This is a genomic window from Cupriavidus sp. 05N39, from assembly GCF_056397325.1.
This window is the reverse complement of record NZ_JBFTNE010000072.1, coordinates 1-26821: the sequence shown is the minus strand read 5'-3', so window position 1 is coordinate 26821 and position 26821 is coordinate 1. Positions and strand designations below refer to the sequence as shown.

The window sequence follows — 26821 nt, the reverse complement described above, 5'->3', positions numbered from 1 at the left end:
GAGCGTCATGCCCCCTATGTCCTATCGCCACGCCGACGTCGACGGCTTCAAGGTGTTCTATCGAGAAGCCGGTCGTGCTGATGCCCGGAAAGTGCTGCTTCTCCACGGCTTCCCAAGCGCGAGCCACATGTTTCGGGACTTGATCCCGCAACTGTCGGAGCGCTTCCATATTGTTGCGCCGGATCTACCCGGGTTCGGCCGGTCGGATATGCCGGCCCATGACACGTTTGCCTACACGTTCGACAACATTGCCAACGTGATTGGCAGGTTTACCGAAGTGATCGGGTTTGATCGCTTTGCCGTCTACGTATTCGACTACGGTGCGCCGACGGGTTTTCGGCTTGCGCTGAAACATCCTGAGCGGATCACCGCGATCATTTCCCAGAACGGCAATGCTTACGAGGAAGGACTGAGCGAAGGCTGGAACCCTATCCGGGCCTATTGGCGAGATCCTTCGCAGGGCAACCGTGAGGCACTTCGCGCCCTGTTGACTCCGGAAACGACAGTCTGGCAGTACACGCACGGGGTATCTGACACGGCCTCCGTATCGCCGGACGGCTACTCGCTCGATACTTTTTACCTGGGCCGTCCCGGTGCGCACGAGGTTCAACTTGACCTGTTTGGCGACTACAAAAGCAATGTCGCGTTGTATCCCGCGTTTCAGCAGTATTTCAGAACGCACAAGCCGCCGTTTCTGGCTGTTTGGGGTCAGAACGATCCGTTCTTCCTGCCAGCTGGAGCCAGGGCATTCAAACGTGACATCCCTGGCGCGGTGGTGCGCTTCTTCGATACGGGCCACTTCGCCCTTGAGACACATACGCCAGAAATCGCTGCGGCGATACGTGACTTTCTTGTTAGTTGAAGTGTGGCTGTTTGGTCGATATGGAACGGCCAAAACACACCAATCAAATTGACACCGGCGGCGAGTTCCCTGTTGGGGCGAAGGTCGCTGCATTGATGGGAGGTCTCGGTCGAACCACCAACGGGAGCTATGCGGAATACACGCGCGCACCGGTGTCCAGCGTGGCATTGATTGCATCCAGCCTGCTTGGTCCGAACTGGCGGCCATCCCCGAAGCCTATGCAACGGCATGGACCTGCCTGTTTCGCAATCTCGACATCTCGGAGGGACAGACGTTGGTCATCCGGGGTGCGACATCATCGTTTGGACGGGCGGCGGTGAAACTGGCGGCCAATGCCGGTGCGCGGGTCATCGCAACAACACGCACTCGCGAGCGTTTCGAGATGCCGGAGGGTCTGGGCGTGACACGTGTCGAGCTTGAGGGATCGGACCTTTCGAAGCGAATTGCCGAGGCAAAGCAAGTTGACGCGGTACTCGACCTCGTCGGCAACAGCGCCATTCTCGATGCGCTGGCGCGCTGGCTGCATCGGTGGTGGATGCCGTCGTAGGGCCTTCGGCCTTTGCGGGCAGAGGGCGCCGCCCCGGTCAGGCGGCGCGCCTCCCGTTCAGCCGAGCGGGTCCGCGCTCACCCCCATGGCCGGGTCGCTCACCGTGTGCTTGCCCGTTTCCACCCGTCCGGCAAAACGCCGGTAGAACGCGGGGTCGCTGTCGCAGGTCACCGAGAAGTCGTACCACTGGCCGCTGTCCGCCAGGGACCAGTGCCTGGAGTCGGCGCCCTTGCCGGCGACCTTGACCGGCCACGGACCGTCCTTGCGGTAAGCCTGCGGCGTGATGGTGAAATTGCAGGCCTTGTCGCCGGCGTTCATCAGCTCTGCATAGACGTCGCCATTGGCGATGTCATAGCACACGCGGATCTCCGGCGCGGCGCCGGTGTCGGCGATCCGGCCGGTATCGCCCTTGAAGTGCCGGTGGTAGCCATTCGGGCCGACGACCCAGAGGTCGTACATTCCGAGGTTGTCCCGGCGCGCGTTCCAGGTGTCGCTCAACAATTTCCCGGCTTCCACGACGTAGCGCCGCGGCAGCCGATCGAGCTTGTAGCGGTCGTAGACGTGGAACACCGCGGCCTGCGAGCCCGTGTTGGAGAACACCAGTTCCACCACGCCCGCGGCGTTGCAGCGGGCGCTGGTGTGCAGCTCGTAAGGCAGCGCGCGCGAGGGACGCGTGCCGCTGGCCTGGATCGGCAATTGCATGTCCAGCGGCAACGGCACGGCGGGCAGCGCTTGCTGCGCGTTGCGCAACTGGTCCGCCGCGGCGCGCGTGCTGCGGCCGTCAAGCGTGGGCAGGGCTTCGTCGTTCGGTGTCTTGAAATTGAACGCGCTGGTCAGGTCGCCGCAGACGGCGCGGCGGAACGGGCTAATGTTGGGCTCCGCGACGCCAAAGCGCGCCTCCAGGAAACGCAGCACCGACGTGTGATCGAACACTTGCGAGTTGACCCAGCCACCGCGGCTCCACGGCGAAATCGCGAACAGCGGCACGCGCGGACCCGGACCGTAGAYGCGGCCATCCGCTGCCGGCTGGCTGCTGCTGCCTGCCGGCGCGGGATGGCTGAAGTACTCGGCGCTCATGTCGGCATCGCCGAGCGTTGACTTCCCGGCCAGCGACAGGTCGGCGTTGCGTGACGGCGCCGACGGCGAGGGCATATGGTCGAAGTAGCCGTCGTTCTCATCGAAGTTGACCAGCAGCACGGTCTTGCTCCATACCTCGGGCACGGCAGTGAGCGCATCCAGGACTTCCTGCAGGAACCACGCCCCCTGCACCGGGCTGGACGGCCCGGGGTGCTCGCAATAGAGCGAAGGCGCGTTCATCCAGCTCACCTGGGGCAGCTTGCCCTCGCGGATGTCCCGCTTGAACGCATCCAGGTAGCTCTCGGGGCCGATCCCCGGCAGCGTATTGGCGATGCCCTTGTAAAGCGGGTTGGCGGCATTGTCCGTGGCAGCGTCGTAGGCGTGGTACGGCAGGGCCTGGCCGGTATTGGCATAGGGTACGCCGGGTGCGCCGCCGCTGGATACGGGGAAGCCGGACGCAATGTTGGCGAGGCGGAACGGCCGGAACGCGCCCAGCATGTTGTCGCCCCATTCGTCCGGCATGTTCTGGTACGAGATCCAGTTGATGCCTGCTTCTTCCAGGCGTTCCGCATAGGTTTTCCAGGTGTAGCCCCTGTTGGCCGTGGCAGGCAGGCCGTCGATCCAGTCCCACTCGTTATTGACAAAGGCAACGCCGGCGGCGGCGCCGTTTGTGCCGGTCAGGTGGAAGGAGCGGTTGGCATCCGTGCCGGTATGCATCGAGCAGTGGTACGCATCGCACAGCGTGAACGCGTTGGCCAGCGCGAACTGGAACGGGATCTCCTTTTCCTTGAAGTACCCCATCGAGGTGTCTGTCTTATGGGTAGGCCAGCTTGCCATGCGCCCGTTGTCCCAGGCTTTCTGGCTGTCCACCCAAGCGTGCGGCGTTCCAGCGGCGCGCTGCGCGTTGTTGGCGCTGCCGTCCAGGTGATAGGGGGTGAGTACGGCGCCGTTGGTACGCTGCTGCTGCCATACCTTGCGGCCGTTGGGCAGCGGGATGGTGAACCTGTCGCCGAAGCCGCGAACGCCCTTGAGCGTGCCGAAGTAGTGGTCGAACGAGCGGTTCTCCTGCATCAGGATGACCACATGCTCGACGTCCTTGATGGTGCCGGTGGCGTTATTGGCCGGGATCGCCAGCGCCTTGCGGATGCTGGGAGGAAAGGCCGCCAGTGCTGCCGCGCCAAATCCGGCGCCGGTGACTGTCTTTAGAAAATTACGGCGTGAGTTCATCTTCTGTTCTTGTGCTCGTTGGATTCTTGGTCGTGGTTCAAGGCGCGCAACGCATATCCCGGGCGGCGGGCTTCTCGGGCTCTGTGGTGCCCGGCGTCGAGGGTTTTGCGGCGGACGTGTCGGTGCCATCATCGCCGCATGCAGTGAGCGTCGCGGCCGCGATCAAGATGGCGGCAAGCGGTCTTGCAAGGCTTTTGGGAAACATGGGGGAGCTTGATGAATGTGAAAGAAATAAGTCGGCTTGTTTGCCAGCCGGGACAATCGGGAAGTCGCGAGTGTAGGAAGGGGATGTGACAGGGGCGTGAACGGATAGGCCTGCGGATCTGCCTGAATCCTGCCGGAGAACTTCGCGAAGCGGCTCGCGACGCGCAGACGAAAAAAAGCCCGCGGCTAGGCGGGCTTCGTGGGAGCAGGGCGGTGCGGAAGGCTTACCGTGGCGCGCCGGCGGTCGGCATGGCGCCGAGACCGCCTGGAAACCAGGGTCAATCCAGCTTCGGCAGCATCTTGGCGGGATTAAGCAGGTTCTTGGGATCCAGCGCCCGCTTGACCTGCCACATCAGTTCCAGTTCCACCGGCGACTTGTAGCGCTTCAGGTCGTCGCGCTTGGCCACGCCGATGCCGTGCTCGGCGGAGATCGAGCCGTTTTCCGCGTGGGCCAGCGTATCCACGGCCTCGGAGATCGGCGCGTACCACTGCCCGAGGAACTCCGCCGCGCTCCGGTCCTTGGGACGCAGCGGGTTGAAGTGCACGTTGCCGTCGCCCATATGGCCGTAGATCACCATGCGCGCGGCGGGCTCCAGCGCCAGCACCTTGGCCGATGCGTCGCCGATAAACGCGGCGATGCGCGACAGCGGCACCGAGACATCRCACTTGATGCTGCCGCCGGTGCGGGTCTGCGCGTCCGAGATTTCCTCGCGGATTCGCCAGAAGCGCTGGGCGTCGGCCATGCTGGCGGCCACCGCTGCGTCCAGCACCAGCTCCTGCTCCAGTCCGGCCTCAAGGATTTCCATCAGCGTGGCGTTGAGGCTTTCGTTGCTGCCGCCGGAGGTGAGTTCGATCAGCACCATCCAGTCGTGCCGGGCGGGCAGGGGCGAAGCCACGTCGCCAAGGTATTCGAGCACCAGTTCCAGCGCGGGCGCGGAGATCAGCTCGAACGCCGTGACGGCCTGGCCGCCGATCTGCTTGGCCACGCCCAGCAGGCGCACGGCCGCTTCCGGGCTTTGCACGGCCACGAAGGCGACGGCGCTGGCGCGCGGCTGCGGCATCAGCTTGAGCACGGCGGCGGTGATGATGCCGAGCGTGCCTTCGGAGCCGACGAACAACTGCTTCAGGTCGTAGCCGGTATTGTCCTTGCGCAGGCCGCGCAGGGACGAATAGATCCGGCCATCCGGCAGCACCGCCTCGATGCCCAGCACCAGGTCGCGCATATTGCCGTAACGCAGCACGGCGGTGCCTCCCGCGTTGGTGGCGAGGTTGCCGCCGATCTGGCAGGTGCCTTCTGAGCCGATGCGCAGGGGGAACAGCCGCTGCTCCTGTTCGGCCGCGGTGCGGGCCGCGTTGAGCGTGACGCCGGCCTGCACGGTCAGGGTGTCGTTGATGGTGTCCACCGCCAGCACGCGGTTCATGCGGCCCAGGCTCAGCAGCACAGCGGTGCCGCTATCGTCGGGCACCGAGCCGCCCATCAGGGAGGTGTTGCCGCCTTGCGGCACCACCGGCACGCCATGGGCATGGCACCAGGCCATGACCTGGCTGACCTGCCCGGTGGTCGATGGCATGACCACCACCCGGGCCTTGCCGCGATAGATGCGGCGGTAGTCCGTGACATAGGACTCGGTATCGGCATCGCCGCTGAGGCAGGCGCCGGCGCCGACGATGGCTTGCATGGCCGCCAGCGTGGTGTCGGGGGAGGTGTGGGAGTCGGTCGGCATGTGGGCGTGCTTGGTTGTTGAAGGGGCGGCGCGGGATTCAGTAGGCGGCGGACGGGCCGGCCGCGGGCGTGGCGCAGGTGCCGATGAAGTCCGCCGCCAGCCGGCGCGCGGCGCCAGCATATACCAGTACGTCCACGCCGGTCGCCACGAAGGTGCAGCCCAGCTCCAGGTAGCGCCGTGCCAGCTTGGGGTCGGAGGTCAGCGTGCCGGCGGCCTTGCCGCTGGCGACGATGGTGCGCATGGCGCCCTCGATGGCGGCCTGCACCTCGGGGTGGCCGGGGTTGCCGCGATGGCCCATCGAGGCGGCGAGGTCGGCCGGGCCGATAAAGACGCCGTCGACGCCGTCCACGGCGCAGATGGCTTCCAGGTTGCCCAGGGCCGTCACGGTTTCGGCCTGCACCAGCAGGCAGATTTCATCGTCGGCCACGGCGAGATAGTCGGTGCGCGCGCTCCATTGCGAAGCCCGGCCCACGGCGCTGCCCACGCCGCGAATGCCCAGCGGCGGATAGCGCGTGGCGCTGACCAGCGCGGCGGCCTGCACGGCGGTATCCACCATCGGCACCAGCAGGTTCTTCGCGCCGATATCCAGCAACTGCTTGATCAGCGCCACTTCGCCCGCCACGCAGCGCACCACGGGCTGCGAGCGGTAGGGCGCGATGGCCTGCAGGGCGTGCAGCGTGGCGTGGAGGTCGTTGGGGGCGTGCTCGCCGTCGATCAGCAGCCAGTCGAAGCCGGCCGTGGCCGAGACTTCGGCCAGGTAGGGCGATGCCATCGAGAGCCACAGGCCGACCTGGGGCTGGCTGGCCGCCAGCGCGGCCTTGAATGCGTTGTGTGCGGGCATGTTGGTTCCTGTATGTCGTGGGCCGGGTGCCGCAGCGCTCAGCCGAGCTGGCCCTGGCAGAGATATTTGGTGTGCATGTAGTCGTCCAGCCCGTGGCGCGATCCCTCGCGTCCGTAGCCGGATTCCTTGACGCCGCCGAACGGCGCGGCCTCGGATGCGATGGCGCCTTCGTTGATGCCGACGATGCCGGTTTCCAGCGCCTGCGCCACGCGCCAGATGCGGCGCACGTCGTTGGAGTAGAAATAGGCGGCCAGGCCGAACGGTGTGTCGTTGGCGTCGCGGATCACTTCGTCTTCGCTGGCGAAGCGGAAGATGGCCGCTACCGGGCCGAAGGTTTCCTCGCAGGAAAGCGCCATTTCCGGGGTGGCATGGGTCAGCACGGTGGGAGCGTAGTAATGCGGGCCGTCGGCGAGGCGCACCCGTTCGCCGCCGGTGATCACGCGCGCGCCCTTGGCGACCGCGTCTTCCACGTGGCGGGCGATCTTGTCCACGGCGCGGGCGTTGATCATGGGGCCGATCTGCGAGGCTTCCTCGGTGGCGGGGCCGACGTGCAGCGCGGCCACGCGCCGGGCCAGCCGCGCCACGAAATCATCGTGCACGCCGGCCTGCACATAGACGCGGTTGGGGCAGACGCAGGTCTGGCCGCCGTTGCGGAACTTGGAGGCCATCAGGCCGTCGACGGCGGCATCGAGGTCGGCGTCGTCGAACACGATGAAGGGTGCGTTCCCGCCCAGTTCGAGGGATAGCTTTTTCAGCGTGCCGGCGGATTCGCGGGCCAGGTGCTTGCCTACCGGCGTGGAGCCGGTAAAGGTGATCTTGCGTACGCGGCTGTCTGCCAGCCAGGTGTCGACCACGGCCGGGGTGTTGGCGCGCGAGGCGGTGACGATGTTCAGGACGCCCGGGGGCAGGCCCGCTTTTTCGGCAAGGTAGACCAGGGCGAGCGCGGTCAGCGGCGTGTCTTCGGCCGGCTTGGCGACGACCGTGCAGCCGGCAGCCAGCGCCGGGGCGATCTTGCGGGCGATCATGGCGAGCGGGAAGTTCCATGGCGTGATGGCTGCCACTACGCCTACCGGTTCCCTGAGTACCAGCATCTTGCGGCCAGGGACGGATTCGGCCACGATTTCGCCGCTGATGCGGGTGGCTTCCTCGGCGAACCATTCCACATAGGAGGCGCCGTACTGGACTTCTCCGCGGCTCTCCTTGATGGGCTTGCCTTGTTCGGTGGAGATGATCCGGGCGAGGTCTTCCTGGTGTTCGAGGATCAGGGCGTGCCAGCGTTTGATCAGTTGCGCCCGTTCGCGGGCTGTGCGGCGGCTCCAGGTTGGGAAGGCGGCTGCGGCTGCGTCGGCGGCGTGGGCTGCGTCCTTGGCGGTGCTGTCGGGGACGGAGGCGAAGGTGGCGCCGGTGGCGGGGTTGGTGACTTCCAGGTGCTGGCCGGTTTGGCTGGCGGTCCATTCCTGGGCGATCAGGTTTTGGGTGCGGAGGAGGGCGGGGTGGTTGAGGGTGAGCATGGCGGCGTCTTTGGCGTCTGTTGGGCTTGATTGGTGGCGGTTGACTTCAAAGGCAACGTCAATGGCTTAAAGTCAAAGGCTTAAAGGCTTAAAGGTCAAAGGCAGTTTCACCTCCCCTGCGGGGAGGCGACCTACTTTCTTGTCTTGCCAAGAAAGTAGGCAAAGAAGGCGCGCCGGATGGGGCGACACCCCCTCGGGATCCGGCGAAAAGAGCGGCCGGGACCCAAACTCGCATCGCCTTATGGCGATACTCAAACATGGGTCCCTCTTTTCCGCTCTTTTCGCCGGATCCCGAGGCGCCCCATACGGCCTGGTACACCTTGACGGCTCGCTTCGCATCGCGTTGGGGTGTGGCCCGCCCTTGGGGGCGCTCCACACGGCTACACCGAAATTTGGTCTGGCGATATCGCCTTTTTTGGGCGGCGAGGCAGAGGGCGGGCGCTCGCCAGGCCACGGTGCGGTCCAAAGCCAATTGGCTTCACTTCCTAGCTGACGATTCCCAGGTGCCAGGGCACGAACTCGTTGTCTCCCAGCCCCAGTGCTTCGCTCTTGGTCGGATGGCCCGAAGCGGCCTCCAGGATGTGTTCGAAGATCCGCTGCCCCATTTGCTCCACGCTGAGTTCGCCGTCCAGCACCAGCCCGCAGTTGATGTCCATATCGCTTTCCAGCCGGGTGTACATCGGCGTATTGCTTGCCAGCTTGATGGTGGGCGCGGGCTTGGAGCCGAACATGGAGCCGCGGCCGGTGGTGAAGCAGATCAGGTTGGCGCCGCTGGCAATCTGGCCGGTGGCGGCTACCGGATCGTAGCCGGGGGAGTCCATGAAGACGAAGCCTGCCTGCTCGATCGGCTCGGCGTATTCGTAGACGGCCTGCAGCGGCGTGGTGCCGCCTTTCATGGCGGAGCCCAGCGATTTCTCGAAGATATTGGCCAGGCCACCTTGCTGGTTGCCGTGGCCGACCACGCCGTTGAACTGGGCGTTCTGGCCGGCGGTGTAGCGTTCCCACCAGGCCAGGCGGTCCAGCAGTTTCTGGCCGACTTCGGGTGTCACGGCGCGGCGCGTGAGCATGTATTCGACGCCGTGGATCTCCGGGGTTTCCGACAGGATGGCGGTGCCGCCGTGGCGTACCAGGATATCCATCGCCGCGCCCAGCGCCGGGTTGGCGCTGATGTCGGAGAAGCCGTCCGAGCCGCCGCATTCCAGGCCGATCTTCAGGTGGCTGGCGCTTACCGGCTGGCGTACCGCGGCGTTGGCGCCCGGCAGCATGTCTTCGATGGCGCGGATGCCGGCCTGGATGGTGGCCGCCGTGCCACCGGTGTCCTGCATGACCATGGTGCGTACGTGGCTGCCGGGCACCAGGCCTTGCGATTCCACCAGCCCCGCTACCTGGTTGCGCTCGCAGCCCAGGCCGACGATCAGTACGCCGGCCAGGTTGGGATGGCGGGCGTAGCCGGCCAGCGTGCGGCGCAACACGTCGAAGTGCTCGCTGGGCGAGGACATGCCGCAGCCGCTGGTCTGGGCGAAGGCGGCCACGCCATCCACATTGGGATAGGCCGCCATGCGCTCGGGCGTGAAGTGGTCGGCGATATGCCGGATCACCGTGGCCGAGCAGTTCACCGACGAGAGGATGCCGATGAAGTTGCGCGTGCCGACACGGCCATCGGGCCGCACGAAGCCCATGAAGGTGGCGCGCTCGGCCTCGGGCACATAGTCCACCGGCCGTACGTYCTCGCAAAAGCCGGGGTCGCGGTAGAAATCCACCAGCGCGAGATTGTGCGAGTGGACGTGGTCGCCGGCCTCGATATCGCGCTCGGCCACGCCGATCACGGTGTCGAACTTGCGTACCTGCGTGCCCCTGGCAATGGCGCAGGCGGCGATCTTGTGCCCGGCGGGCACTTGCGCGCGCACGCGCAGGCCCAGTTCGGGGAGGTTCTGGCCGAGGCTGAGGGCGTCCCGTGCGATCAGGACGTTGTCGTTGGCGTGCAGGCGGATGAGGGCGGCGGCGTTCACGGGGCGGTCAACCTTGTTGCAGCAGCTCTTTGAGCTTGAGGCGCTGGATCAGTTGGGTTTCCTGGTCGTACACGGTGCTGATGTAGCGCTTGTATTCCGGACCGTCCAGGTACATGACAGGCGCGTCGATGCGGGCCGCGACCTGCTGGAACTCCTTGCTGGCCACGGCTAGCCGGAAGGCGTCGCGCAGCTTCTTTTCCACGGCGGGGTCCAGGCCGACCGGCGCGCCGATGCCGTTGGGGGCTTCCACCACCACCTTGTAGCCGAGTTCCTTGAGCGTGGGCGTGTCCTTGAAGCGCGGCGTGCGCTGGTCGCCCCAGGTCGCCAGCAGGCGCAGCTTGCCGGCTTCCACGTGGGGCGCCCACGAGCTGGAATCGGCCAGCAGGTCGACCTGTCCGGCCAGCACGTCCTGCAGCGCCTGCGCGCCGCCCTTGTAGGCGATGGCATTGAAGCGGATGCCGGCGGCCTGCGCGAATTCCTCCATGCCCACGTGGGTGGCGCCGCCGATGCCGGCATGCGCGTAGGTAAGCTTGCCGGGGTGCGCCTTGGCTTCCGCCACCACTTCCTTGAGCGACTTGAAGCGCGAGTTCGCCGGCACCGCGATGCCGAAGGTCTGGCCGGAAGTGCGGGCGAGGTAGGTGAGTTCGGTGCGCGGATCGAGTTGCAGCATGCCGAGTTGCGAGAAGCGCGTCACCGAGATCGGGATCTGGCCGATGGTGTAGCCGTCCGGCTTGGCGCGGGCCAGCGCCTTGGTGCCGATCATGCCCGAGGCGCCGGCGCGGTTTTCCACCACGATCGATTGCTTGAGTACGCCCGACGCCACCTGGCACAGCGCGCGCATCGACTGGTCGGCGGTGCCGCCGACAGGCCACGGGCAGATAAAGGTGATGGGACGTTCCGGATACTCGCCAGCCCGTGCGAAGCCCGGCAGCAGCAGGCCTGCGGTACCGGTCGCGGCGGCCGCGGCCCCGCCGATGAGCAGGCGGCGTCGCCCGGGATTGATGCCGTGGGGTGCGGTCATGTGTCGTCCTCGCAGGATGTCATTATTGGAGTCATGGGCCGGTGGCGGTGTTCACCGGTCAGGCTGGATTGTGGCAAAGCGCTTCATAACAATCCAATCAATGATCGGAATGGCTTCATAACCTTAAAGTTAAGTAGAAGTTGGGTAGAATCCCGCCATGCCCCAGATCGACCGCGCGCTGCGCTCCAATATCAAGCTACGCCACCTGCAACTGGTGGTGGCGCTGGACGAGTTCCGCCATCTCGGCCATACCGCCGACTTCCTCTCCGTGAGCCAGCCGGCCGTCTCCAAGATGCTCACCGAGGTGGAGAAGACGCTCGGCCTGACGCTCTTCACACGCTCCACGCGCGGCACGGAGCCGACGCCGGCGGGCGCCTCGCTGGTGCGCTTTGCCCGCTCGGTGCTGGCGCAATACGAGCGCACCCGCGATGARATCGCCGCGGAGGCCAGCGGCGCGGCGGGGCGCACGCGGGTGGGGTCGATGGGCGCGGCCTTGCCGGTGTTGCTGGCGCAGGCTGTCAGCCTGCTCAAGCAGCGTTCCGCGCAAGCTACCGTGCTGGTCGAGGAGGGGGATTTGCCGCACCTGCTGCCCAAGCTGCGGATCAGCGAGCTGGACCTGATCATCGGTCGGCTGGAGCCTGGCTATGCCGCGCCGGACCTGGTCACCGAGCCGCTGTACAACGAGCCGATGGTGGCGGTGGTGCGCAGCGGCCACCCGCTGGCGCACAAGCGCGCGCCAGCCTGGGCAGACCTGGCCGGCATGCCTTGCGTGATGCCGCCGCCGTGGGCGTCGCTGCGGGTCAAGCTGGAACAAGAGTTCTACCGCCACGGGCTGCAGCCGCCCACGGACCTGATCGAATCCTCCTCCTATCTGGCGATCTCGACCTTCGTCACCCAGCGCGACGCGGTGGGCTTCCTGGCCCGGTCGGTAGGGCAGCAGTTCGAGCGGGAGGGGCGTTTCCACATCCTGCCCATGGACGTGCCGCTGGAACTGCCGCCCGTTGGCCTGATCACGCTGCGCGAAGGGCGGCTCACGCCCAGCAGCCTGCAACTGGTGGAGTGCCTGCGCGCGGCTGCCGGGCAACTGGCCGGACAGCAGAAGCCGGCGGCCAAGAGGGCGCGCGCGCCACGGCGGGCGGGCTAGGCCGTCCGCGTCGGGACAAGTCAGCGAGGGCTGGCCAGCAGGTGTTTCGCCAGTGCGTGAAAGGCCGGAATCGTGGTCGGGTCGTTGGCGGCATTGCCGGCCACGGGGTTCGAGGCGTAGCGCACGATCACCATCTCGGCCTTCGGGTCGATATAGATGCGCTGGCCGTGGACGCCCCGCGCCATGTAGGCGCCGTGCTCGTTATGGGTGACCCACCACATGTCGCGATAGCTGCCGCCCTTGAGCAGGGGATAGTCCGCCCTGGCAAAGGCGGCCTTGTCGCCGCCGCGGCGGATGTCGTCGACCACGGCCCTGGGCAGGATCTGCTGCCCGTTGAACCTGCCGTCGTTGCGCAGCATCTCGCCAAAGCGCGCCAGGTCGCGCAGGCCGGTGTTCAGGCCGCCGCCGGCAAAGGGCGTGCCGATCGAATCCACCGTGAAATACCCGTCCTGCTCCGCGCCCAGCCGGCGCCAGATGCGTTCCGATAGCAACCCGGCCACCGAGCGCCCGGTCACGCGCGCGATCACCCAGCCCAGTGCGTCGGTGTTGACGGTCTTGTAGCCGAAGGCCGCGCCATGCTCGCCCTGCGGCTGGATCGCCTGGATGGACTCGTAGTAGTTACGCGGGCCGGTGTAGTCCCTGGGCTTGGGCAGCGGGCTGCCCGCCTGCGCGTGCAGCCAGACCTCGGCGTCCGGGTCGGCATAATCCTCGCTGTACTTGAGGCCCGTGGTCATGTCCAGCACCTGGCGCACGGTGGCATTGCCAAAGGCGGACGAGGCGAGTTCGGGCACATAGTCCACCATGCGTTTGTCCGCATCGAGGCGGCCTTCGGCGACCAGCATGGCGCCGAGCGTGCCGATGACCGACTTGGTGACCGACATCGCGGCGTGCTGGCCGTCGTCCTTCAGCGCGCCGAAATAGCGCTCGTACACGATGCGCCCGCGATGCAGCACCACGATGCCATCGGTGTAGTTGGCCGCGAGCGAGGCTTCCCAGGTCATGGGCTGGGTGGCGCCGATCGGCATGAACCGCAGCGCGTCGATATCGGTGCGCAATGCGCGCGGCAGCGGCACCGGCGCGCCCAGTCCGCGCGAGACATTGACGGTGGGCATCAGCTCCCGGAAATGCGACACGCTCCAGCGCAGGGCGGGAAAGCGCCAGTAGCTGCCATCGTCGAAGCGCACGGTGCGGTCGGGTGGCGGCGGCGATCCCGCCATCCAGCCAAGGCCGGCGGGATCGCTTGCCGCGGCATCCGGCGCGGGCGCGTCGGCGGCCCGCGCCATGGATAGCAGCCCGGCACCGCAAAGGGCCAGCGCGGCCAGGCCGCGGCGGCGAATGCCGTTACGCATCGTCAAGGTCATTTCCGAATCTCGAATTCATGTGGAAGGGCGCCCGCGCAATATAAACCATTCGAATGGCGGCACACGGAGCATTGCCGTCTGCCGACAAACGCTGCGCGGCTTGGCGCGGGGCCGCCGTTTCCGCCTGCGCTGCCTGCCGTGCTGGATGAACTGTCTTTGGAAATGCGTTTTTATTCGTTCTCAATCTTCCCGCGCCATTTCATAGTTGTGGCGTGATGGCTATAGGCGGTTGCCGTCAACCACAAACCGTGCATCGGGGAAGGCCCGGCCGCATCGATCCCGGCGCGGATAACAGGCTGCAAGGAGAGCGTTTCATGACAGTTGCATTGGAAGACAAGATCAAGCATCCCGTGCTGGAAGCCGCACGCGGCGTGGCACGTTCCTCCGGCCTGCCGTACGCCGGCCGCGTGACGCCGCAGCAAGCGTGGGCGCTGTTCAGCGCCGGCGACGCCGTGCTGGTCGATGTCCGCACCGCCGAGGAACGCAAGTTCGTCGGCTACGTGCCCGACACCCTGCACGTGCCCTGGGCCACCGGCACCAGCCTCACCCGCAACCCACGCTTCGTGCGCGAACTGGAAGCCAAGACCGGCAAAGACACCGTCGTGCTGCTGCTGTGCCGCAGCGGCAACCGCTCCGCGCTCGCCGCGGAAGCCGCCACCAAAGCCGGAAAGGCCCACGTGTTCAACGTGCTCGAAGGCTTCGAAGGCGAAATCGACGAACGGCAACGGCGCGGCAAGAGCGGCGGCTGGCGCTTTCATGAATTGCCGTGGGTCCAGGATTAAGGGTGGCGGGCAGGATGGGCCAATGCCGGTTGGAATGACTACGGCTGTCAGGAACCACTGGAAACGGAGCCAGTGCATTCTTTGCGGCACGGCGACATGGCAAACGCCCGCCCTCTCCCGCAAGCGGGAGAGGGGAGCAAACCGAGAGTCGATTCAAACCTCGCAGGGTGTAGCCGTGTGGAGCGCCCCCAAGGGCGGTCCACACCCCCAACGCGATGCGAAGCGAGCCGTGAAGGTGTACCAGGCCGTATGGGGCGCCTCGGGATCCGGCGCGCCTTCTTTGCCTACTTTCTTGGCAAGACAAGAAAGTAGGTCGCCCCCCGCAGGGGGGTGAAACCGCCTTTGACTTTAGGCTTTCAGGCCTTTGACTTCCGGCTCACACACAAAAAAAACAGCACAACCTACCACGCCAACAAACACAAAAAAACGGGGAGTACCAAAATGGCTGACTTCGAAATCGGCGTGATCGTACTCGCCCTGCAGCAAGTACGCCAACAATGGCGCGAAGGCCAACAACGCCTGCTGGAACCAGGCGGCCGGGACCTGCCCTCCCGCGACGCCCTGTCACAAATCATCGCCACGCTAAAAGGCGTCCTGTTCCCCATGCGCCTGGGCCCCCCCGACCTCCGCCAGGAAAGCGAAAATCTCTACATAGCCCACTCCCTGGACGCGGCCCTGCACGGCCTGCTGGCCCAGACACGCCTGGAACTGCATTACGCGGCGCGCCATGGCGACCGCGACGAAGCCGCGCTGCGCGCGCAAGCGCTGACTGCAATACGTGAATTCGCCGGAGAACTCCCCCGCATCCGCAGCCTCCTCGACAGCGACGTCCTGGCCGCCTTCCACGGCGACCCCGCCGCCGGCAGCGTCGACGAAGTCCTGCTCTGCTACCCCGGCATCCTCGCGATGATCCACCACCGCATCGCCCATGCCCTCTACGGCCTTGGCCTGCCGCTGCTCGCGCGCATCGTCGCCGAACTGGCGCATGCCGAGACCGGCATCGACATCCATCCCGGCGCCCGGATCGGCGGCGGCTTCTTTATCGATCACGGCACCGGCGTGGTGATTGGCGAGACCACCATCATCGGGGAGCGAGTCCGCTTGTACCAGGCCGTCACGCTGGGCGCCAAGCGATTCCCGCGCGACGCCACCGGCAAGCTGGAGAAGGGCCTGCTGCGCCATCCTATCGTCGAGGACGATGTGGTGATCTACGCCGGCGCCACCATCCTCGGCCGCGTCACGCTGGGCCGCGGCGCGGTGATCGGCGGCAACGTCTGGGTGACGCAGGACGTAGCCCCGGGCGCCCATGTCACACAGGCCGTGTCGCGCAACGAAACCGCCAGGGCGCCATCCGCAAGCGGCGCGCAGCGCGCCATCGAGGCGAGCCTGCCATGAACGACCTCGTAAGGACCCTGGGCGCCACGGTGCGCCAGTTGCGCGAGGCGCACGCGTGGTCGCAGGAAGAGCTTGCCGAGCATGCGGGGCTGAACCGCTCGTATATCGGCGAGATCGAGCGCGGCAGCGCGATCGCCTCGATCGTCACGGTGGAGAAGCTTGCCGCCGCGCTGGGCGTGCCGATCTCATGGCTGCTGAAAACGGGCGGCACGCACGCAGCGCCACGCGACGCGGAGATTGCCGGCACGCGGACGTAGCCAGTTCCGGGTGATGCGCGCAAATCCCCGCGCATTGCCGTCTATAGCATGTTGAACGGGGCGGGCCGCCTCCCGATAATCGCTGCGGTAATAACGATTCTTGTTTTTCTCATATGGCAATCCGCCAGCAATCCACCAGCAATACGCTGGCAATCCGCTAACAGCCCAACGGAGTAGCACATGTCGGTAAACGGGAGCGTCCAGACGGCGCTCGGCGATAACGCAGCACGGCAACTAGCCAATGCCACCAAGACCATTCCCCAGCTCGCGACCATCACGCCGCGCTGGCTGACGCATTTCCTGCAATGGGTACCGGTGGAAGCCGGCATCTATCGCCTGAACAAGGTGCAGGACCCGGAATCGGTCAAGGTGGCCTGCACCCAGCGCGACGATGAGGGCAAGCTGCCCCGCACCTTCGTCAACTACGAAGAGCAGCCGCGCGAGTATTTCCTGAACGCGGTGAGCACCGTGCTCGACGTGCACACCCGCGTGTCGGACCTGTACAGCAGCCCGCACGACCAGATCAAGGAACAGCTCCGCCTCACCATCGAGACCATCAAGGAGCACCAGGAAGGCGAGCTGATCAACAACCCTGACTACGGCCTGCTGGCCAACGTGGCCGAAGAGCAGCGCATCTTCCCGCTGACCGGCGCGCCCACCCCGGACGACATGGACGAACTGCTGAGCAAGGTGTGGAAGGAACCGGCTTTCTTCCTGACCCACCCGCTGGCGATTGCCGCCTTCGGCCGCGAATGCACGCGCCGTGGCGTGCCGCCGCCCACGGTGAGCCTGTTCGGTTCCCAGTTCATCACCTGGCGCGGTATTCCGCTGATCCCGTCGGACAAGGTGCCGGTGGCCGACGGCAAGAGCAAGATCCTGCTGCTGCGCGTGGGCGACAAGCGCCAGGGCGTGGTCGGCCTGTTCCAGCCGGGTGTGGCGGGCGAGCAGGGCCCGGGCCTGTCGGTGCGCTTCATGGGTATCAACGACCAGGCTATCGCTTCGTACCTGATCTCGCTGTACTGCTCGCTGGCCGTGCACGCGCCGGATGCGCTGGCGGTTCTCGATGACGTGGAGATCGGCAAGTACCATGACTATCCTGACACCTACAAGTAATCCGGTGCATCCGTCCGCCAGTTCGCCGGCAGCGCTGCCGGGTGCGCCCGCGGTGCCGCCCGGCCTGCCCGATCCGGCGGTGCTGGCGCGCCTGGCAGGGGCATTCTTCTCGGCGCTGCCGGGCACGTCGCCGGCTGCCGCGCAGTCGCTGCCGGTGGTGAACAACCCGGCCCCGCCGGGTTCGCCCGTGGCGGGTCCTGGCGGCACGGGCACCGGCGTGCCGGGTGCGTCGATTCCGCAAGGCCATGTGCCTGGCGCCAACCTGCTTCCGCCGGCGCCCACGCATGTGCTGTCGCTGCCCAGCCGGGCACCCGCGCTGCGGCCGGCCGCGGTGGCGCAGAACGGCCTGCCCGATACGGTAGCCACGGTGGCGCCCGCGCTGGAAAGCCGCTTAGGCGGCCAGGCGCTGGGCGTGCCGCACGCTGCCGCGCCGTCGCCGCAGTCCTCGGCTGCCCCTGCCTACTACTTCCTGGAGGGCGCCGGCCGCGACCTGCATGGCGGCCCGGCAGGGCTGCGCGACATCGCCACGTCCGGCGATCCGCTCTCGCTGCATCTGCCGCAGCAAGGGCCGGGCGCCTACGGCTACGGGCGCGAGCAGGAGGAGGCGCTGCCGTGGGCATCGTCTTCGGCGCGCGTGCCGTTCGACGTCAACGCGATTCGCCGCGATTTCCCGATCCTGCAAGAGCGCGTCAACGGCAGGCAGCTGGTCTGGTTCGACAATGCCGCCACCACCCACAAGCCGCAGTCGGTGATCGACCGGATCTCTTACTTCTACGCTCACGAGAACTCCAACATCCACCGCGCCGCCCATGCGCTGGCAGGGCGTGCCACGGATGCCTACGAGTCCGCGCGCGGCAAGGTGCAGCGCTTTATCGGCGCATCCTCGCCCGACGAGATCATCTTCGTGCGCGGCACCACCGAGGCCATCAACCTGATCGCCAAGACCTGGGGCGCGCAGAACGTGGGTGAGGGCGACGAGATCATCGTCTCGCACCTGGAGCATCACGCCAATATCGTGCCGTGGCAGCAGCTTGCCGCGCAGACCGGGGCGAAGCTGCGGGTGATCCCGGTGGACGATTCGGGCCAGGTGCTGCTGGATGAATACCGCCGGCTGCTCAACGACCGCACGAAGATCGTGTCCGTGACCCAGGTCTCGAACGCGCTCGGCACCGTCGTGCCGGTCAGGGAGATCGTCGACCTGGCCCACCGCGCCGGCGCCCGCGCGCTGGTCGATGGCGCGCAGTCGGTCTCGCATATGCGGGTGGACGTGCGGGCGATCGATGCCGACTTCTTCGTGTTCTCCGGCCACAAGGTGTTCGGGCCTACCGGGATCGGCGTGGTCTACGGCAAGCGCGAGGTGCTGGAGGACATGCCGCCCTGGCAGGGCGGCGGCAACATGATTGCCGACGTGACCTTCGAGCGCACCGTGTTCCAGCCGCCGCCCAACCGCTTCGAGGCCGGCACAGGCAATATCGCCGACGCGGTAGGGCTGGGCGCCGCGCTGGACTACGTGGAGCGGGTGGGCATGGAGAACATCGCCCGCTACGAGCACGACCTGCTGGAGTACGCCACCCACCTGCTGCAGCCCATCCCGGGCGTGCGGCTGGTGGGCACGGCGCGCGACAAGGCCAGCGTGCTGTCCTTCGTGCTCAAGGGCTACGAGACCGAGGAAGTGGGCAAAGCGCTCAACGAGGAAGGCATCGCCGTGCGCTCCGGGCATCACTGCGCCCAGCCCATCCTGCGGCGTTTTGGCGTGGAGGCCACGGTGCGGCCCTCGCTGGCCTTCTATAACACCACGGACGAGGTGGACCGGCTGATTTCAGTGGTCAGGCGGCTTTCCGGGCGCCGTTAGGGCGGCATTGGGGCTGTATTGGCGCGGTGCAGGGGCGGAAAACGCGGGGCGTGGGGCTTAAAACCCCCCTGAACATGCATGAATCGGGACGCGCCCTGCGTTTTCTTCTAAAATCCGCTATCTTCTCACCTTGATCGGCGTGTCTTCCTGCCTTCGGACCGGAGCCCGCCTTGTTGAACGCACCCGGCAAGCTACCGCCCAGCCACTGGCATCAGGCCCACCGACGCCGGCGCTATCCAGCGCTTACCGCGCTTTATTCATGAGCAATCTCAACCAGCAAGCCATCCTCTCCGTCCACCACTGGACCGACACGCTTTTCAGCTTCACGTGCACCCGCGACCCCGGTTTCCGTTTCGAAAACGGCCAGTTCGCCATGGTCGGCCTGGAAGTGAACGGTCGTCCGCTGCTGCGTGCCTACAGCATCGCCAGCGCCAACTATGAGGAAACGCTGGAATTCTTCAGCATCAAGGTGCCCGACGGCCCCCTGACGTCCCGCCTGCAGCACCTGAAGGAAGGCGACCAGATCTTCGTCGGCAAGAAGCCCACCGGCACGCTGCTGGTCGACAACCTGCTGCCGGGCAAGACCCTGTGGCTGCTGGCCACCGGCACCGGCCTGGCCCCGTTCCTGTCGATCATCCGCGACCCGGAAGTGTATGAGCGCTATGACAAGGTCGTGCTGACCCATACCTGCCGCTTCGTCGAGGAACTGGCCTACCGCGAGTTGATCTCGGAGCACTTGCCGCAGCATGAGCACCTGGGCGAGCTGATCCGCGAAAAGCTGGTGTATTTCCCCACCGTGACCCGCGAAGAGTTCGACAACCAGGGCCGGATCACCGACCTGATCGCCAACGGCGAGCTGTTCGAGCGCCTGGGCGTGGAGCCGTTCTCGCTGGAGAACGACCGCATCATGCTGTGCGGCAGCCCCGATATGCTCAAGGACATCCGCGCGATGCTGACCGAGCAGCACTTCACAGAAGGCAATATGAGCGCGCCGGGCCATTTTGTGCTTGAAAAGGCATTTGTGGGCTGATCATCGGTCCATCTTGGCGATAACCGGGGCTCCCCGGCATCGCCTAAGCCTGCAGGCGGAACATCACCCGGAAGTGAAGACCCAGGGTGGTCAGGACGATCCCCGCCAACTGGTGCACGGGCCAATCGGAGGCGGGGCGAACATGCGGGGCGAACATGCGGGTCGCACATTGCTTTGACGGCCTGATAGACCTGACACAGAGACGATTGCTGCAGGCACTCGCCCGCCACCGTGCGCGCACAAGCCGGACACCGGCAGCCAGGAGCCGCGCATAGACGGTCAGGAGATCGCGGGCAAGGACTGTACGAGGCCGGCCGGCGTGCCGAAGCGCAGCGCCTGCGCAAGGCCTTCCCACCATTGATTCGCGCCGCGGCGCACACAGATCCGCTGATCGTCACGTTCGTGCTGCTTTGCCGCTGCGCTCCCGCAGCGTCGAATAGGGCACGAGCGCATCATCCGGCTTTGCGCCGGTCATCAACCTGCGGTGCCACCCCGTTGCGGATGAAGCGGATAACGGATTCGCGGAACAGATCGTGTTCCGCTTCAAAGATTCGACGTCTCGTGCTCATGCAATCTCCATCTCATTGAGCGGCCTCTGCGCGGGGCAGGTTTTCGATGGATTATCCGCAGTCAGGGCAGATCCGCCTCATCCGAGGTGATGAATTCCGGGTCATGCGCTCCGGGCACCGGCCCGCCGCCCGACAATTCATCCTTTCGAATGAGGCAATGCGCCAGCATCGCGCCACATAATTCTCCGGCCGGTGGATCCTGGCCAACACAGTCCATCCGGAATTCCACGCATAACTTCCTTGAGAATGCCGTCATGAGCCCTTTCGAAAGCCACGCACAGGTGACTGCCTGCCATCAGAGCGTTCTGCTCTTCTACTATGGCCTGGACAGGGCGGATTATCCCCTCGCAATGAAGCAAGTCGCACCCGATTGCCTGTGGGAACGCGGTGGTGTCATGCTGCGCGGTCGACAACAGATTGAAGCGTCAGTGAGGAAGAGATCGGCAACGCAAGTCGCGCGGCATATCGTCAGCAACTTTGCGATGCTCGTGCAGGATCCGGAGCGTGCCACGGCGGCCTATTGTCTGGCCCTGCATCTGTATGACAACGGCGCGCCCGCCACCCTCCCGGTACCGGGTTCCACACCATTTCTGCTCGCGGATGTGACATGCCAGTTCGCACTGGAGCCCGACAATGCCTGGCGCATACGGCAGCTGGATGTCGGGCGCGCATTCAGCTATTCCCGGGAGGTGATCTCTCCCTTGGCGCAAGCACCCAGGCTGGGTTGATCCGGACCTGCGTGTCGTTTCTACTGCGTGCCGCTCCGGCGCGCGCATCGCCAGCTCAGATCGGCCAACGGCCGTACCTTCGCTTCCATGCTCGCGGCATCGGCCGCTGACGCATTGCCTCCCGCCGCGCGCGCCGCAACGCCGCGCAGGATGGCGGCCATGCGAAACAGGTTATAGGCGAGATAGAAGTCCCAATTGCGAATGGCGTCGATGCCGCGCGCGCGGCAGTAGTCCTCGACGAACGCGTGCTCCTGCGGAATGCCGAGCGCAGCCAGGTCGACCCCCGCCACGCCGCGCCACAGGTCAGGCGGAACGCACCACGACATGCAGAAGTACGAGAGGTCCGCCAGCGGATGCCCTAGCGTGGAGAGTTCCCAGTCGAGCACGGCGACCACGCGCGGCTCGGTTGGATGGATGATCAGGTTGTCCATGCGCATATCACCATGTACGACGCAGGTCTCATCGCCATCGGGAATGTGGGCTGGCAACCATTCCATCAATGCTTCCATTGCCTCGATCGGCGCACCTCCCGAACTGCGGTACTGGCGGCTCCAGCGGTCGATCTGCCGCGCGAAGTAATTGCCCGGCCGGCCGAAAGTGTCCAGGCCGGCCGGGCCATGGTCCACGCCGTGCAGCGCGACCAAAACGCGGTTGATGTCCGCGTATATCGCCTTCCGCTCGGCCACGGCGAGCCCGGGCAGGGTGGGATCGACAAAGTTCCTGCCGCGCACGTACTCCATCAGAAAGAACGGTGTGCCAATCAGCGAGGCATCATCGCAATAGGCCACCATGCGAGGCACCGGAACGCCGCTGCCGTTCAGGGCCTGCATCACCCGGTATTCCCGGTCAATGGCGTGCGCGGACGGCAGCAGCGCCCCTGGCGGCTGCTTACGCAGGACAAATGCGTCGCTCGCCGCCTGGAGCAGGAAGGTCGGGTTCGACTGTCCGCCCGACAGTACGCACGCATTCAAGCCGCGTGGGTCCAATCCTGCCTGGCGCATCCAGTCGGCCAGGCGTTCAAGATCAAGGTCGGCGCAGCCAACGGAGCCCCCTGGGGGCGATGTCAGGTTGGAAACCAAAGGCGAAGAGGGCATGGTTGGGCGTCTACCGGAAGGTCAGAGGGAGGAAACAAGATGGCCGCCGTCGATGGCAAGCACCGCACCCGTCATGAACGTCGCGGCATCGGAGGCCAGCAGCAGGAGCGCTCCGTTGAGATATTCAGGCTGCCCGACCCGGCGCTGCGGCACGCGGCGGATCAGTGCCTGTCCGGCCTCGCTGGCAAAGAAGTCGCGGTTGAGGTCGGTTTCGATATAGCCCGGTGCGAGCGCGTTGACCCGGACGCCATGCCGGGCCCATTCGAGCGCCAGCGCCTGCGTCAGATGGATCAATCCGGCCTTGGCGGCGGCATAGGCCGGCACTTGCTGCGCCACCCGCAGACCGAGGATCGAGGCGATATTGATGATCGATCCCTCGCGCTGCGCGATCATGCGCTGGCCGGCAGTTTGCGCGACGCGCCATGCGCCGTTCAGGTTCACGTCGATGACGCTCTGCCAGTCATGCGCATCGCACTCCACAGCAGGGCGCGTTACGGCAATGCCGGCGTTGTTGACGACGATTTGCACAGGCCCGCCGAGCCGCGATTCCGCGGCGTCAAAGGCGTCAGCGACCGAAGCGGCGTCCGTCACATCCATGGGCACTACGCAGGCCGTGCCACGATCCCGCTCGATCCGGGCCGCGACCTGCCGGCCCGCCTCGACACGACGGCCAGCCAGCGCCACCTGAACACCGGCACCGGCCAGCACCGTTGCGAAATGACTGCCCAGTCCGCCGAAAGCACCCGTCACCAGGGCTCGCTTGCCGCGCAGATCCTCGAACATGCTGTTCTCCCGTCATCGTGATTGCCGAATCGGCACGAGGGATTATCTGCGTCGGCACAGGAACCCGCATCATTCGAAGGGATGATTTGCTGCCCACGCGGAAATGGGCCGCAGACAGCGGGCCAGGTGGCACTCGCGAATTCATCCCATCGAACGAGGCGGCTGGAACTAGTGCTCACCATACTTGCTTCTGACCTCAACAACCCGCTAGCGCTGGTGAATTTCTCGGGTAAGTACCCATTCAATAATTGTTAGTGGGCTAAGCATAATAGATCGAGCGGACCCTGAATTCGGAACGAGAGGCGTCGCGACGACATGACTTCAGTAACACCAATGCCAGCGACGATGACCTTGGCCGTGACGTGCGATAGCTGGGGAGAAATGGGAAGCGAGACGATACCGGAGCCATTCAACGGCAAGAGATACGCCTGGGAATCGCTGCTTCCGGTCGCGACCGTGCCTGACGGAAACTGTCCACGTCAGCGGACAAAGCCTCCGGGTGCGTCAAGAACTGAATTCACCAAATAATATCTTCGGAGATGTATGAATGCGGCTACTTTCGAAAACGTACTGGAATGGAACTTGGGTGAAGTTTCGCGAGCCAGTCGATGCATTTGCGACTTGCGAACAGGTTACGGCCTACGCCAACGATGGCGCACAAAGCCGAGGCCTATATTGGACACCAAAGAAAAATCCGCGTCCTCGCGTCGCCATTGTAGCGGCCCATCCGAGGGTGGATTTTAGCCAACACTACGCATTTCCCGGCTTACTGCGCGCGGGATATGCCTGCCTTGGCGCTAATGTTCGCACGCTGAACAATGACATGACCTGCGTCCACGAACAGATCATCCTGGACATTGCGGCCCAAGTCCGGTGGTTGAAGGAGCACCGCGGGGTGGAGAAGGTCATCTGGCTCGGTAACTCAGGTGGGGGGTCACTTGGCGGATTCTACCAATCGCAAGCCCGGCTGGAGCCATCGAGGCGTCTTGAATTGACGCCTGCGGGTCGGCCGACCGCGCTGCGTACCGCAGTGATGCCGGCCTTCGATGCGATGATCGTCTCGGCAGCGCATACAGGGCAAGGTCTGGTCGTCAACGAGACGATCGACCCCTCCGTCGTGGACGAGCACAATCCGCGGCTGACCGATCCGAGCCTCGACATGTATGACCCGATCAACGGGTTCAAGCCTGCGCCGCAGTGGTCGCGATACAGTTCGGCGTTTATCCAGCGCTACCGTAGGGCGCAGCTCGACAGGGTTGCGCGCATCGACGCGATAGCGCGAGCCTTGATCGCAGAGCAGAGCGATGCGGAGTGCCTGGCTGCCGGGCCGGAGTTCTCGGCTTTGACGCCGCCGCGGCAGCGAGCGATTTTGCAGCGCAGTGTGTTTCAACCGGTGATGACGATCTACCGAACGATGGCGAATCCGAATTACACGGATAACTCGCTCGATCCCGGAAATCGCGGCTACGGCAGCCTGCTCAGCGATCGTCCGGATCTGATGAATCTCCAGTTGCTCGGCTTCGCACGCGTCGTAACACCGGACGCCTGGCTTTCGACGTGGTCCGGCTTGTCAAGCAATGCCAACTTCCTGAAGACCGCACCGACGATCAAGGAACCGGTGATGGTCATCCATGCGGGACGCGATCTGGACTGCTACATGCAGACGCACTCCAGGGCAATCTTCGCCGCGTTCGGAAGCCAGGACAAAACGTTCGAGGACTTCGCGGATCAGTTGCACTACTTCGAGCCGGATGAGGGCGAGCCAGAGAATGCAGGCGCCTTGGCCCAGACCGCGAAGGTCGTGCCATGGGTCGAGTCGAGGATGCCACTGTAGCGCGCTCTGCAATCCGCCCGACACAATAAAAACGAAAAGATCAGGCCGCGGAAGGGATCACTGCTGCGCACCCCTTCGGGTAGGGGCGTCGGGGTGACGCGTGCCTTTTCAGTCGGGCGGGTTCCAACGCGCACTAACAAGAACCGGAGGGGAAGAGAATCGAAATGGGAAAATCACTGTTGGGGCTTGGGCCGCAGGCGACATTTGCGGGGGCGTACATCCCTACCGGCATGGCATCCTGCAACGAGCATTCGCGCTCAATGCTCACGTCGTTTAGCAGCTGCGCGCAAGCGACTCCCGATCAACGCCTTGATCGGATGGCGCGGCAGCCTCGTGCCGGTTGCCGCGATTCATACAAGCCCCAATAGCGGCCTTACTGTCTGCCGCAGGCGGCTTAAGCTGTTTTCAGTGTCCTGATTTCCGCAGCCGCCTTTTCCAGGCCTGCTTTGGCGGCATCGGGCCCAAACGCCAAACCTTCAGCGCGGACCACGGTTACATCGGCGATGCCGATGAAGGCAAGCAATTGTTTCAAATGCGGAACCATGAAGTCCGCCGTTGCGGTGGGTCCTTTGCTGTAGACACTGCCCGTGGCAACCAGCAGGATGGCGCGCTTACCCTTCACCAGACCCTCCGGGCCCGAAGCCGTGTAGCGGAAGGTGCGGCCCGCTTGCAGCACATAATCAAACCACGTTTTCAATTGCACCGGCACACCGAAGTTATACATTCCAGCGGACAGGACAACGGTGTCTGCCGCTTTGAGTTCGTCGATCAGGGTTGTCACCAGGGCTGTCTGTGCCTTCTGCACTGAGTCTAGCGCGTCAGCGGGGGCGAACAACGCATCAAGCAAGGCACCATCGAGGACTGGCAGCGGATTCCCGCCCAGGTCGCGCTCCAGGATTTCATTCCCCGGGATGACACCTAGCTGTTCCTTGAGGCGAGCAGCCAGTTGACCCGAGGCCGAGGCTGCGCCACGAATGCTGCTTTGGATGAATAGAAATTTTGGCATCTGGCTTTCAGTGTGATGGGTGAGGGCGAACATACTTCGAATACGCCTCCGATCCGGGGTGCAGAAACGGATAGCATGCCCCCGATCGAGAGGCGTTCTGTCTGGCGCCGATCGCCGGCGCCCGATCAAAAGATAACGCGTAGGCCCGCAGCCACGGCGACCTGGCTCTTCTGACCGTTGGCAAGGCCGTTCAAGGTGGTGGGGTTGCCGTAGCCGTATGACGCACCGGTTTGCAGCAGGGTGTCATAGTCCACTGGGCCGTTGTGCGCGTAGGCGCCGACCAGGTAGACGGTGGTGCGCTTTGAAAGCGAGTAGGCCCCCATCAGGCTGAACTGGCTGAAATTCGGCAGGCTGGCAGCCTTCGTGTTCGGGGAGAGGGACGCGYCCAGGACTTGATCGTAGTAGTAGCCCGCGATCAGTTTCATGGCGGGCGTCATACTGTAGCTCATGCCGGCCCAATAGACGTTGTCGCGAATCGCCGTGACACCATTGCCGTACCTGGAGTCCCGCCAGCGATATCCGCCCATGAACCGGATGGGGCCGGTTTCATAGCTGGCGGCAATGAATGCCTTGCGGTCCTCCCCGATCGGAGACGTCGCGGTTAGCGCATTGTTAATCTGGTCATAGCCCGTGGCGATGCCAAACGATTCACCGAGGTAGTAGACCCCCGCACCGAAGGCAGCCTGAGCACGAGAATTGCCTGGCACTTCGCCATTGGGGATGGTCGACATCTGGCCGCCCTGAAACGCAAATCCCGTTCCGAAGGAGTAGTGCGCCAACACATGGGTGTTGCCAAAATCTCCGGTATATTTGACCATGTTGTCTTCGCGATAGGCTGCCGATAGGCTGC

23 protein-coding genes are annotated in these 26821 nt (G+C 65.1%); 11 read left to right on the top strand and 12 right to left on the bottom strand.

What is annotated here, in order from left to right:
- The first annotated feature begins 7 nt into the window (after positions 1–7).
- Positions 8–862: an alpha/beta fold hydrolase gene (locus AC1DN0_RS28410; RefSeq protein ID WP_441634536.1), complete on the top strand. Its 855-nt coding sequence runs from the start codon at positions 8–10 to the stop codon at positions 860–862.
- 316 nt (positions 863–1178) lie between these two features.
- On the top strand, positions 1179–1409 hold the full coding sequence (locus tag AC1DN0_RS28405) for a zinc-binding dehydrogenase (protein WP_441634534.1): 231 nt from the start codon (positions 1179–1181) through the stop codon (positions 1407–1409).
- Positions 1410–1466: 57 nt separating this feature from the next.
- On the opposite strand, the gene AC1DN0_RS28400 is transcribed toward AC1DN0_RS28405, so the two are convergent.
- The 6 genes from AC1DN0_RS28400 to AC1DN0_RS28375 all read right to left on the bottom strand — a co-directional run bounded on the left by AC1DN0_RS28400 (position 1467) and on the right by AC1DN0_RS28375 (position 11023).
- Positions 1467–3713, bottom strand: coding sequence for a phosphocholine-specific phospholipase C (locus AC1DN0_RS28400; RefSeq protein ID WP_477146178.1), 2247 nt, complete (start codon positions 3711–3713; stop codon positions 1467–1469).
- Between the two features lie 482 nt (positions 3714–4195).
- Positions 4196–5596 (bottom strand): FAD-binding oxidoreductase, encoded by a 1401-nt coding sequence (locus tag AC1DN0_RS28395; protein ID WP_441634579.1) that lies wholly within the window; start codon positions 5594–5596, stop codon positions 4196–4198.
- A gap of 82 nt (positions 5597–5678) precedes the next feature.
- Positions 5679–6482, bottom strand: a complete 804-nt coding sequence (hpaI, locus tag AC1DN0_RS28390; protein ID WP_276288809.1) for a 4-hydroxy-2-oxoheptanedioate aldolase — start codon at positions 6480–6482, stop codon at positions 5679–5681.
- 38 nt (positions 6483–6520) lie between these two features.
- Positions 6521–7993: an NAD-dependent succinate-semialdehyde dehydrogenase gene (locus AC1DN0_RS28385; RefSeq protein WP_477111644.1), complete on the bottom strand. Its 1473-nt coding sequence runs from the start codon at positions 7991–7993 to the stop codon at positions 6521–6523.
- A 485-nt stretch (positions 7994–8478) separates the two neighbouring features.
- The gene (locus tag AC1DN0_RS28380) at positions 8479–10002 is read right to left on the bottom strand and encodes a UxaA family hydrolase (RefSeq protein ID WP_477146177.1); all 1524 of its coding nucleotides are present in this window, start codon (positions 10000–10002) and stop codon (positions 8479–8481) included.
- Positions 10003–10009: 7 nt separating this feature from the next.
- On the bottom strand, positions 10010–11023 hold the full coding sequence (locus AC1DN0_RS28375; RefSeq protein ID WP_441630368.1) for a tripartite tricarboxylate transporter substrate binding protein: 1014 nt from the start codon (positions 11021–11023) through the stop codon (positions 10010–10012).
- 157 nt (positions 11024–11180) lie between these two features.
- On the opposite strand from AC1DN0_RS28375, the gene AC1DN0_RS28370 reads away from it, so the two are divergent.
- A complete protein-coding gene (locus AC1DN0_RS28370; protein ID WP_441630366.1) occupies positions 11181–12167 on the top strand; it encodes a LysR substrate-binding domain-containing protein in 987 nt (328 codons plus the stop codon).
- A gap of 20 nt (positions 12168–12187) precedes the next feature.
- Here AC1DN0_RS28370 and AC1DN0_RS28365 read toward each other — a convergent pair whose 3' ends face one another.
- Positions 12188–13450 (bottom strand): serine hydrolase domain-containing protein, encoded by a 1263-nt coding sequence (locus tag AC1DN0_RS28365; RefSeq protein ID WP_477103930.1) that lies wholly within the window; start codon positions 13448–13450, stop codon positions 12188–12190.
- A 392-nt stretch (positions 13451–13842) separates the two neighbouring features.
- Here AC1DN0_RS28365 and AC1DN0_RS28360 point away from each other — a divergent pair, with 392 nt between their 5' ends.
- From AC1DN0_RS28360 to AC1DN0_RS28335, 6 genes are all read left to right on the top strand, one after another.
- Positions 13843–14310 carry a rhodanese-like domain-containing protein gene (locus tag AC1DN0_RS28360; protein ID WP_441630364.1) on the top strand — a complete coding sequence of 156 codons (468 nt, stop codon included), beginning with the start codon at positions 13843–13845 and terminating at the stop codon, positions 14308–14310.
- Positions 14311–14751: 441 nt separating this feature from the next.
- Positions 14752–15705, top strand: coding sequence for a serine O-acetyltransferase EpsC (gene epsC / locus AC1DN0_RS28355; protein ID WP_441630363.1), 954 nt, complete (start codon positions 14752–14754; stop codon positions 15703–15705).
- Positions 15702–15962: a helix-turn-helix domain-containing protein gene (locus AC1DN0_RS28350; protein WP_441630361.1), complete on the top strand. Its 261-nt coding sequence runs from the start codon at positions 15702–15704 to the stop codon at positions 15960–15962. The genes epsC and AC1DN0_RS28350 overlap by 4 nt, the downstream gene beginning before the upstream one ends.
- Positions 15963–16142: 180 nt before the next feature.
- Positions 16143–17075, top strand: coding sequence for a family 2A encapsulin nanocompartment shell protein (locus tag AC1DN0_RS28345; protein ID WP_035870245.1), 933 nt, complete (start codon positions 16143–16145; stop codon positions 17073–17075).
- The gene (locus AC1DN0_RS28340) at positions 17050–18927 is read left to right on the top strand and encodes a family 2A encapsulin nanocompartment cargo protein cysteine desulfurase (RefSeq protein ID WP_441630358.1); all 1878 of its coding nucleotides are present in this window, start codon (positions 17050–17052) and stop codon (positions 18925–18927) included. The genes AC1DN0_RS28345 and AC1DN0_RS28340 overlap by 26 nt, the downstream gene beginning before the upstream one ends.
- Before the next feature lie 259 nt (positions 18928–19186).
- Positions 19187–19957 carry a ferredoxin--NADP reductase gene (locus AC1DN0_RS28335; RefSeq protein ID WP_035870249.1) on the top strand — a complete coding sequence of 257 codons (771 nt, stop codon included), beginning with the start codon at positions 19187–19189 and terminating at the stop codon, positions 19955–19957.
- Positions 19958–20587: 630 nt separating this feature from the next.
- Here the strand turns inward: AC1DN0_RS28335 and AC1DN0_RS28330 are convergent.
- Positions 20588–20782, bottom strand: coding sequence for a hypothetical protein (locus AC1DN0_RS28330; protein ID WP_441630356.1), 195 nt, complete (start codon positions 20780–20782; stop codon positions 20588–20590).
- On the opposite strand from AC1DN0_RS28330, the gene AC1DN0_RS28325 reads away from it, so the two are divergent.
- A complete protein-coding gene (locus AC1DN0_RS28325) occupies positions 20781–21254 on the top strand; it encodes a nuclear transport factor 2 family protein (RefSeq protein ID WP_441630354.1) in 474 nt (157 codons plus the stop codon). The two genes, AC1DN0_RS28330 and AC1DN0_RS28325, sit on opposite strands and share 2 nt — an antisense overlap.
- 20 nt (positions 21255–21274) lie before the next feature.
- Here the strand turns inward: AC1DN0_RS28325 and AC1DN0_RS28320 are convergent, their stop codons facing one another.
- Complete coding sequence (locus AC1DN0_RS28320) at positions 21275–22348, bottom strand: phosphotransferase family protein (protein WP_477111642.1); 1074 nt, start codon at positions 22346–22348, stop codon at positions 21275–21277.
- Positions 22349–22369: 21 nt separating this feature from the next.
- A complete protein-coding gene (locus tag AC1DN0_RS28315; protein WP_441630352.1) occupies positions 22370–23131 on the bottom strand; it encodes an SDR family NAD(P)-dependent oxidoreductase in 762 nt (253 codons plus the stop codon).
- A gap of 547 nt (positions 23132–23678) precedes the next feature.
- On the opposite strand from AC1DN0_RS28315, the gene AC1DN0_RS28310 reads away from it, so the two are divergent.
- The gene (locus AC1DN0_RS28310; protein ID WP_441630350.1) at positions 23679–24965 is read left to right on the top strand and encodes a hypothetical protein; all 1287 of its coding nucleotides are present in this window, start codon (positions 23679–23681) and stop codon (positions 24963–24965) included.
- A 394-nt stretch (positions 24966–25359) separates the two neighbouring features.
- Here the strand turns inward: AC1DN0_RS28310 and AC1DN0_RS28305 are convergent, their stop codons facing one another.
- Both AC1DN0_RS28305 and AC1DN0_RS28300 read right to left on the bottom strand, forming a co-directional pair.
- Entirely contained in the window at positions 25360–26004 is a 645-nt protein-coding gene (locus AC1DN0_RS28305; RefSeq protein WP_441630348.1) for an FMN-dependent NADH-azoreductase, read from the bottom strand.
- A gap of 92 nt (positions 26005–26096) precedes the next feature.
- A partial coding sequence (locus tag AC1DN0_RS28300; protein ID WP_477146176.1) for a porin occupies positions 26097–26821 on the bottom strand: 725 nt, incomplete at its 5' end.

What these genes read in the sequence shown, in the direction of transcription:
- AC1DN0_RS28410 (WP_441634536.1), top strand. Translation starts at nt 8, where the DNA reads ATGCCCCCTATGTCCTATCGCCACGCCGACGTCGACGGCTTCAAGGTG.
- hpaI (WP_276288809.1), bottom strand. Translation starts at nt 6,482, where the DNA reads ATGCCCGCACACAACGCATTCAAGGCCGCGCTGGCGGCCAGCCAGCCC.
- AC1DN0_RS28385 (WP_477111644.1), bottom strand. Translation starts at nt 7,993, where the DNA reads ATGCTCACCCTCAACCACCCCGCCCTCCTCCGCACCCAAAACCTGATC.
- AC1DN0_RS28375 (WP_441630368.1), bottom strand. Translation starts at nt 11,023, where the DNA reads ATGACCGCACCCCACGGCATCAATCCCGGGCGACGCCGCCTGCTCATC.
- AC1DN0_RS28365 (WP_477103930.1), bottom strand. Translation starts at nt 13,450, where the DNA reads ATGGCGCGGGCCGCCGACGCGCCCGCGCCGGATGCCGCGGCAAGCGAT.
- AC1DN0_RS28360 (WP_441630364.1), top strand. Translation starts at nt 13,843, where the DNA reads ATGACAGTTGCATTGGAAGACAAGATCAAGCATCCCGTGCTGGAAGCC.
- epsC (WP_441630363.1), top strand. Translation starts at nt 14,752, where the DNA reads ATGGCTGACTTCGAAATCGGCGTGATCGTACTCGCCCTGCAGCAAGTA.
- AC1DN0_RS28350 (WP_441630361.1), top strand. Translation starts at nt 15,702, where the DNA reads ATGAACGACCTCGTAAGGACCCTGGGCGCCACGGTGCGCCAGTTGCGC.
- AC1DN0_RS28345 (WP_035870245.1), top strand. Translation starts at nt 16,143, where the DNA reads ATGTCGGTAAACGGGAGCGTCCAGACGGCGCTCGGCGATAACGCAGCA.
- AC1DN0_RS28340 (WP_441630358.1), top strand. Translation starts at nt 17,050, where the DNA reads ATGACTATCCTGACACCTACAAGTAATCCGGTGCATCCGTCCGCCAGT.
- AC1DN0_RS28335 (WP_035870249.1), top strand. Translation starts at nt 19,187, where the DNA reads ATGAGCAATCTCAACCAGCAAGCCATCCTCTCCGTCCACCACTGGACC.
- AC1DN0_RS28325 (WP_441630354.1), top strand. Translation starts at nt 20,781, where the DNA reads ATGAGCCCTTTCGAAAGCCACGCACAGGTGACTGCCTGCCATCAGAGC.
- AC1DN0_RS28330 (WP_441630356.1), bottom strand. Translation starts at nt 20,782, where the DNA reads ATGACGGCATTCTCAAGGAAGTTATGCGTGGAATTCCGGATGGACTGT.
- AC1DN0_RS28320 (WP_477111642.1), bottom strand. Translation starts at nt 22,348, where the DNA reads ATGCCCTCTTCGCCTTTGGTTTCCAACCTGACATCGCCCCCAGGGGGC.
- AC1DN0_RS28315 (WP_441630352.1), bottom strand. Translation starts at nt 23,131, where the DNA reads ATGTTCGAGGATCTGCGCGGCAAGCGAGCCCTGGTGACGGGTGCTTTC.
- AC1DN0_RS28310 (WP_441630350.1), top strand. Translation starts at nt 23,679, where the DNA reads ATGCGGCTACTTTCGAAAACGTACTGGAATGGAACTTGGGTGAAGTTT.
- AC1DN0_RS28305 (WP_441630348.1), bottom strand. Translation starts at nt 26,004, where the DNA reads ATGTTCGCCCTCACCCATCACACTGAAAGCCAGATGCCAAAATTTCTA.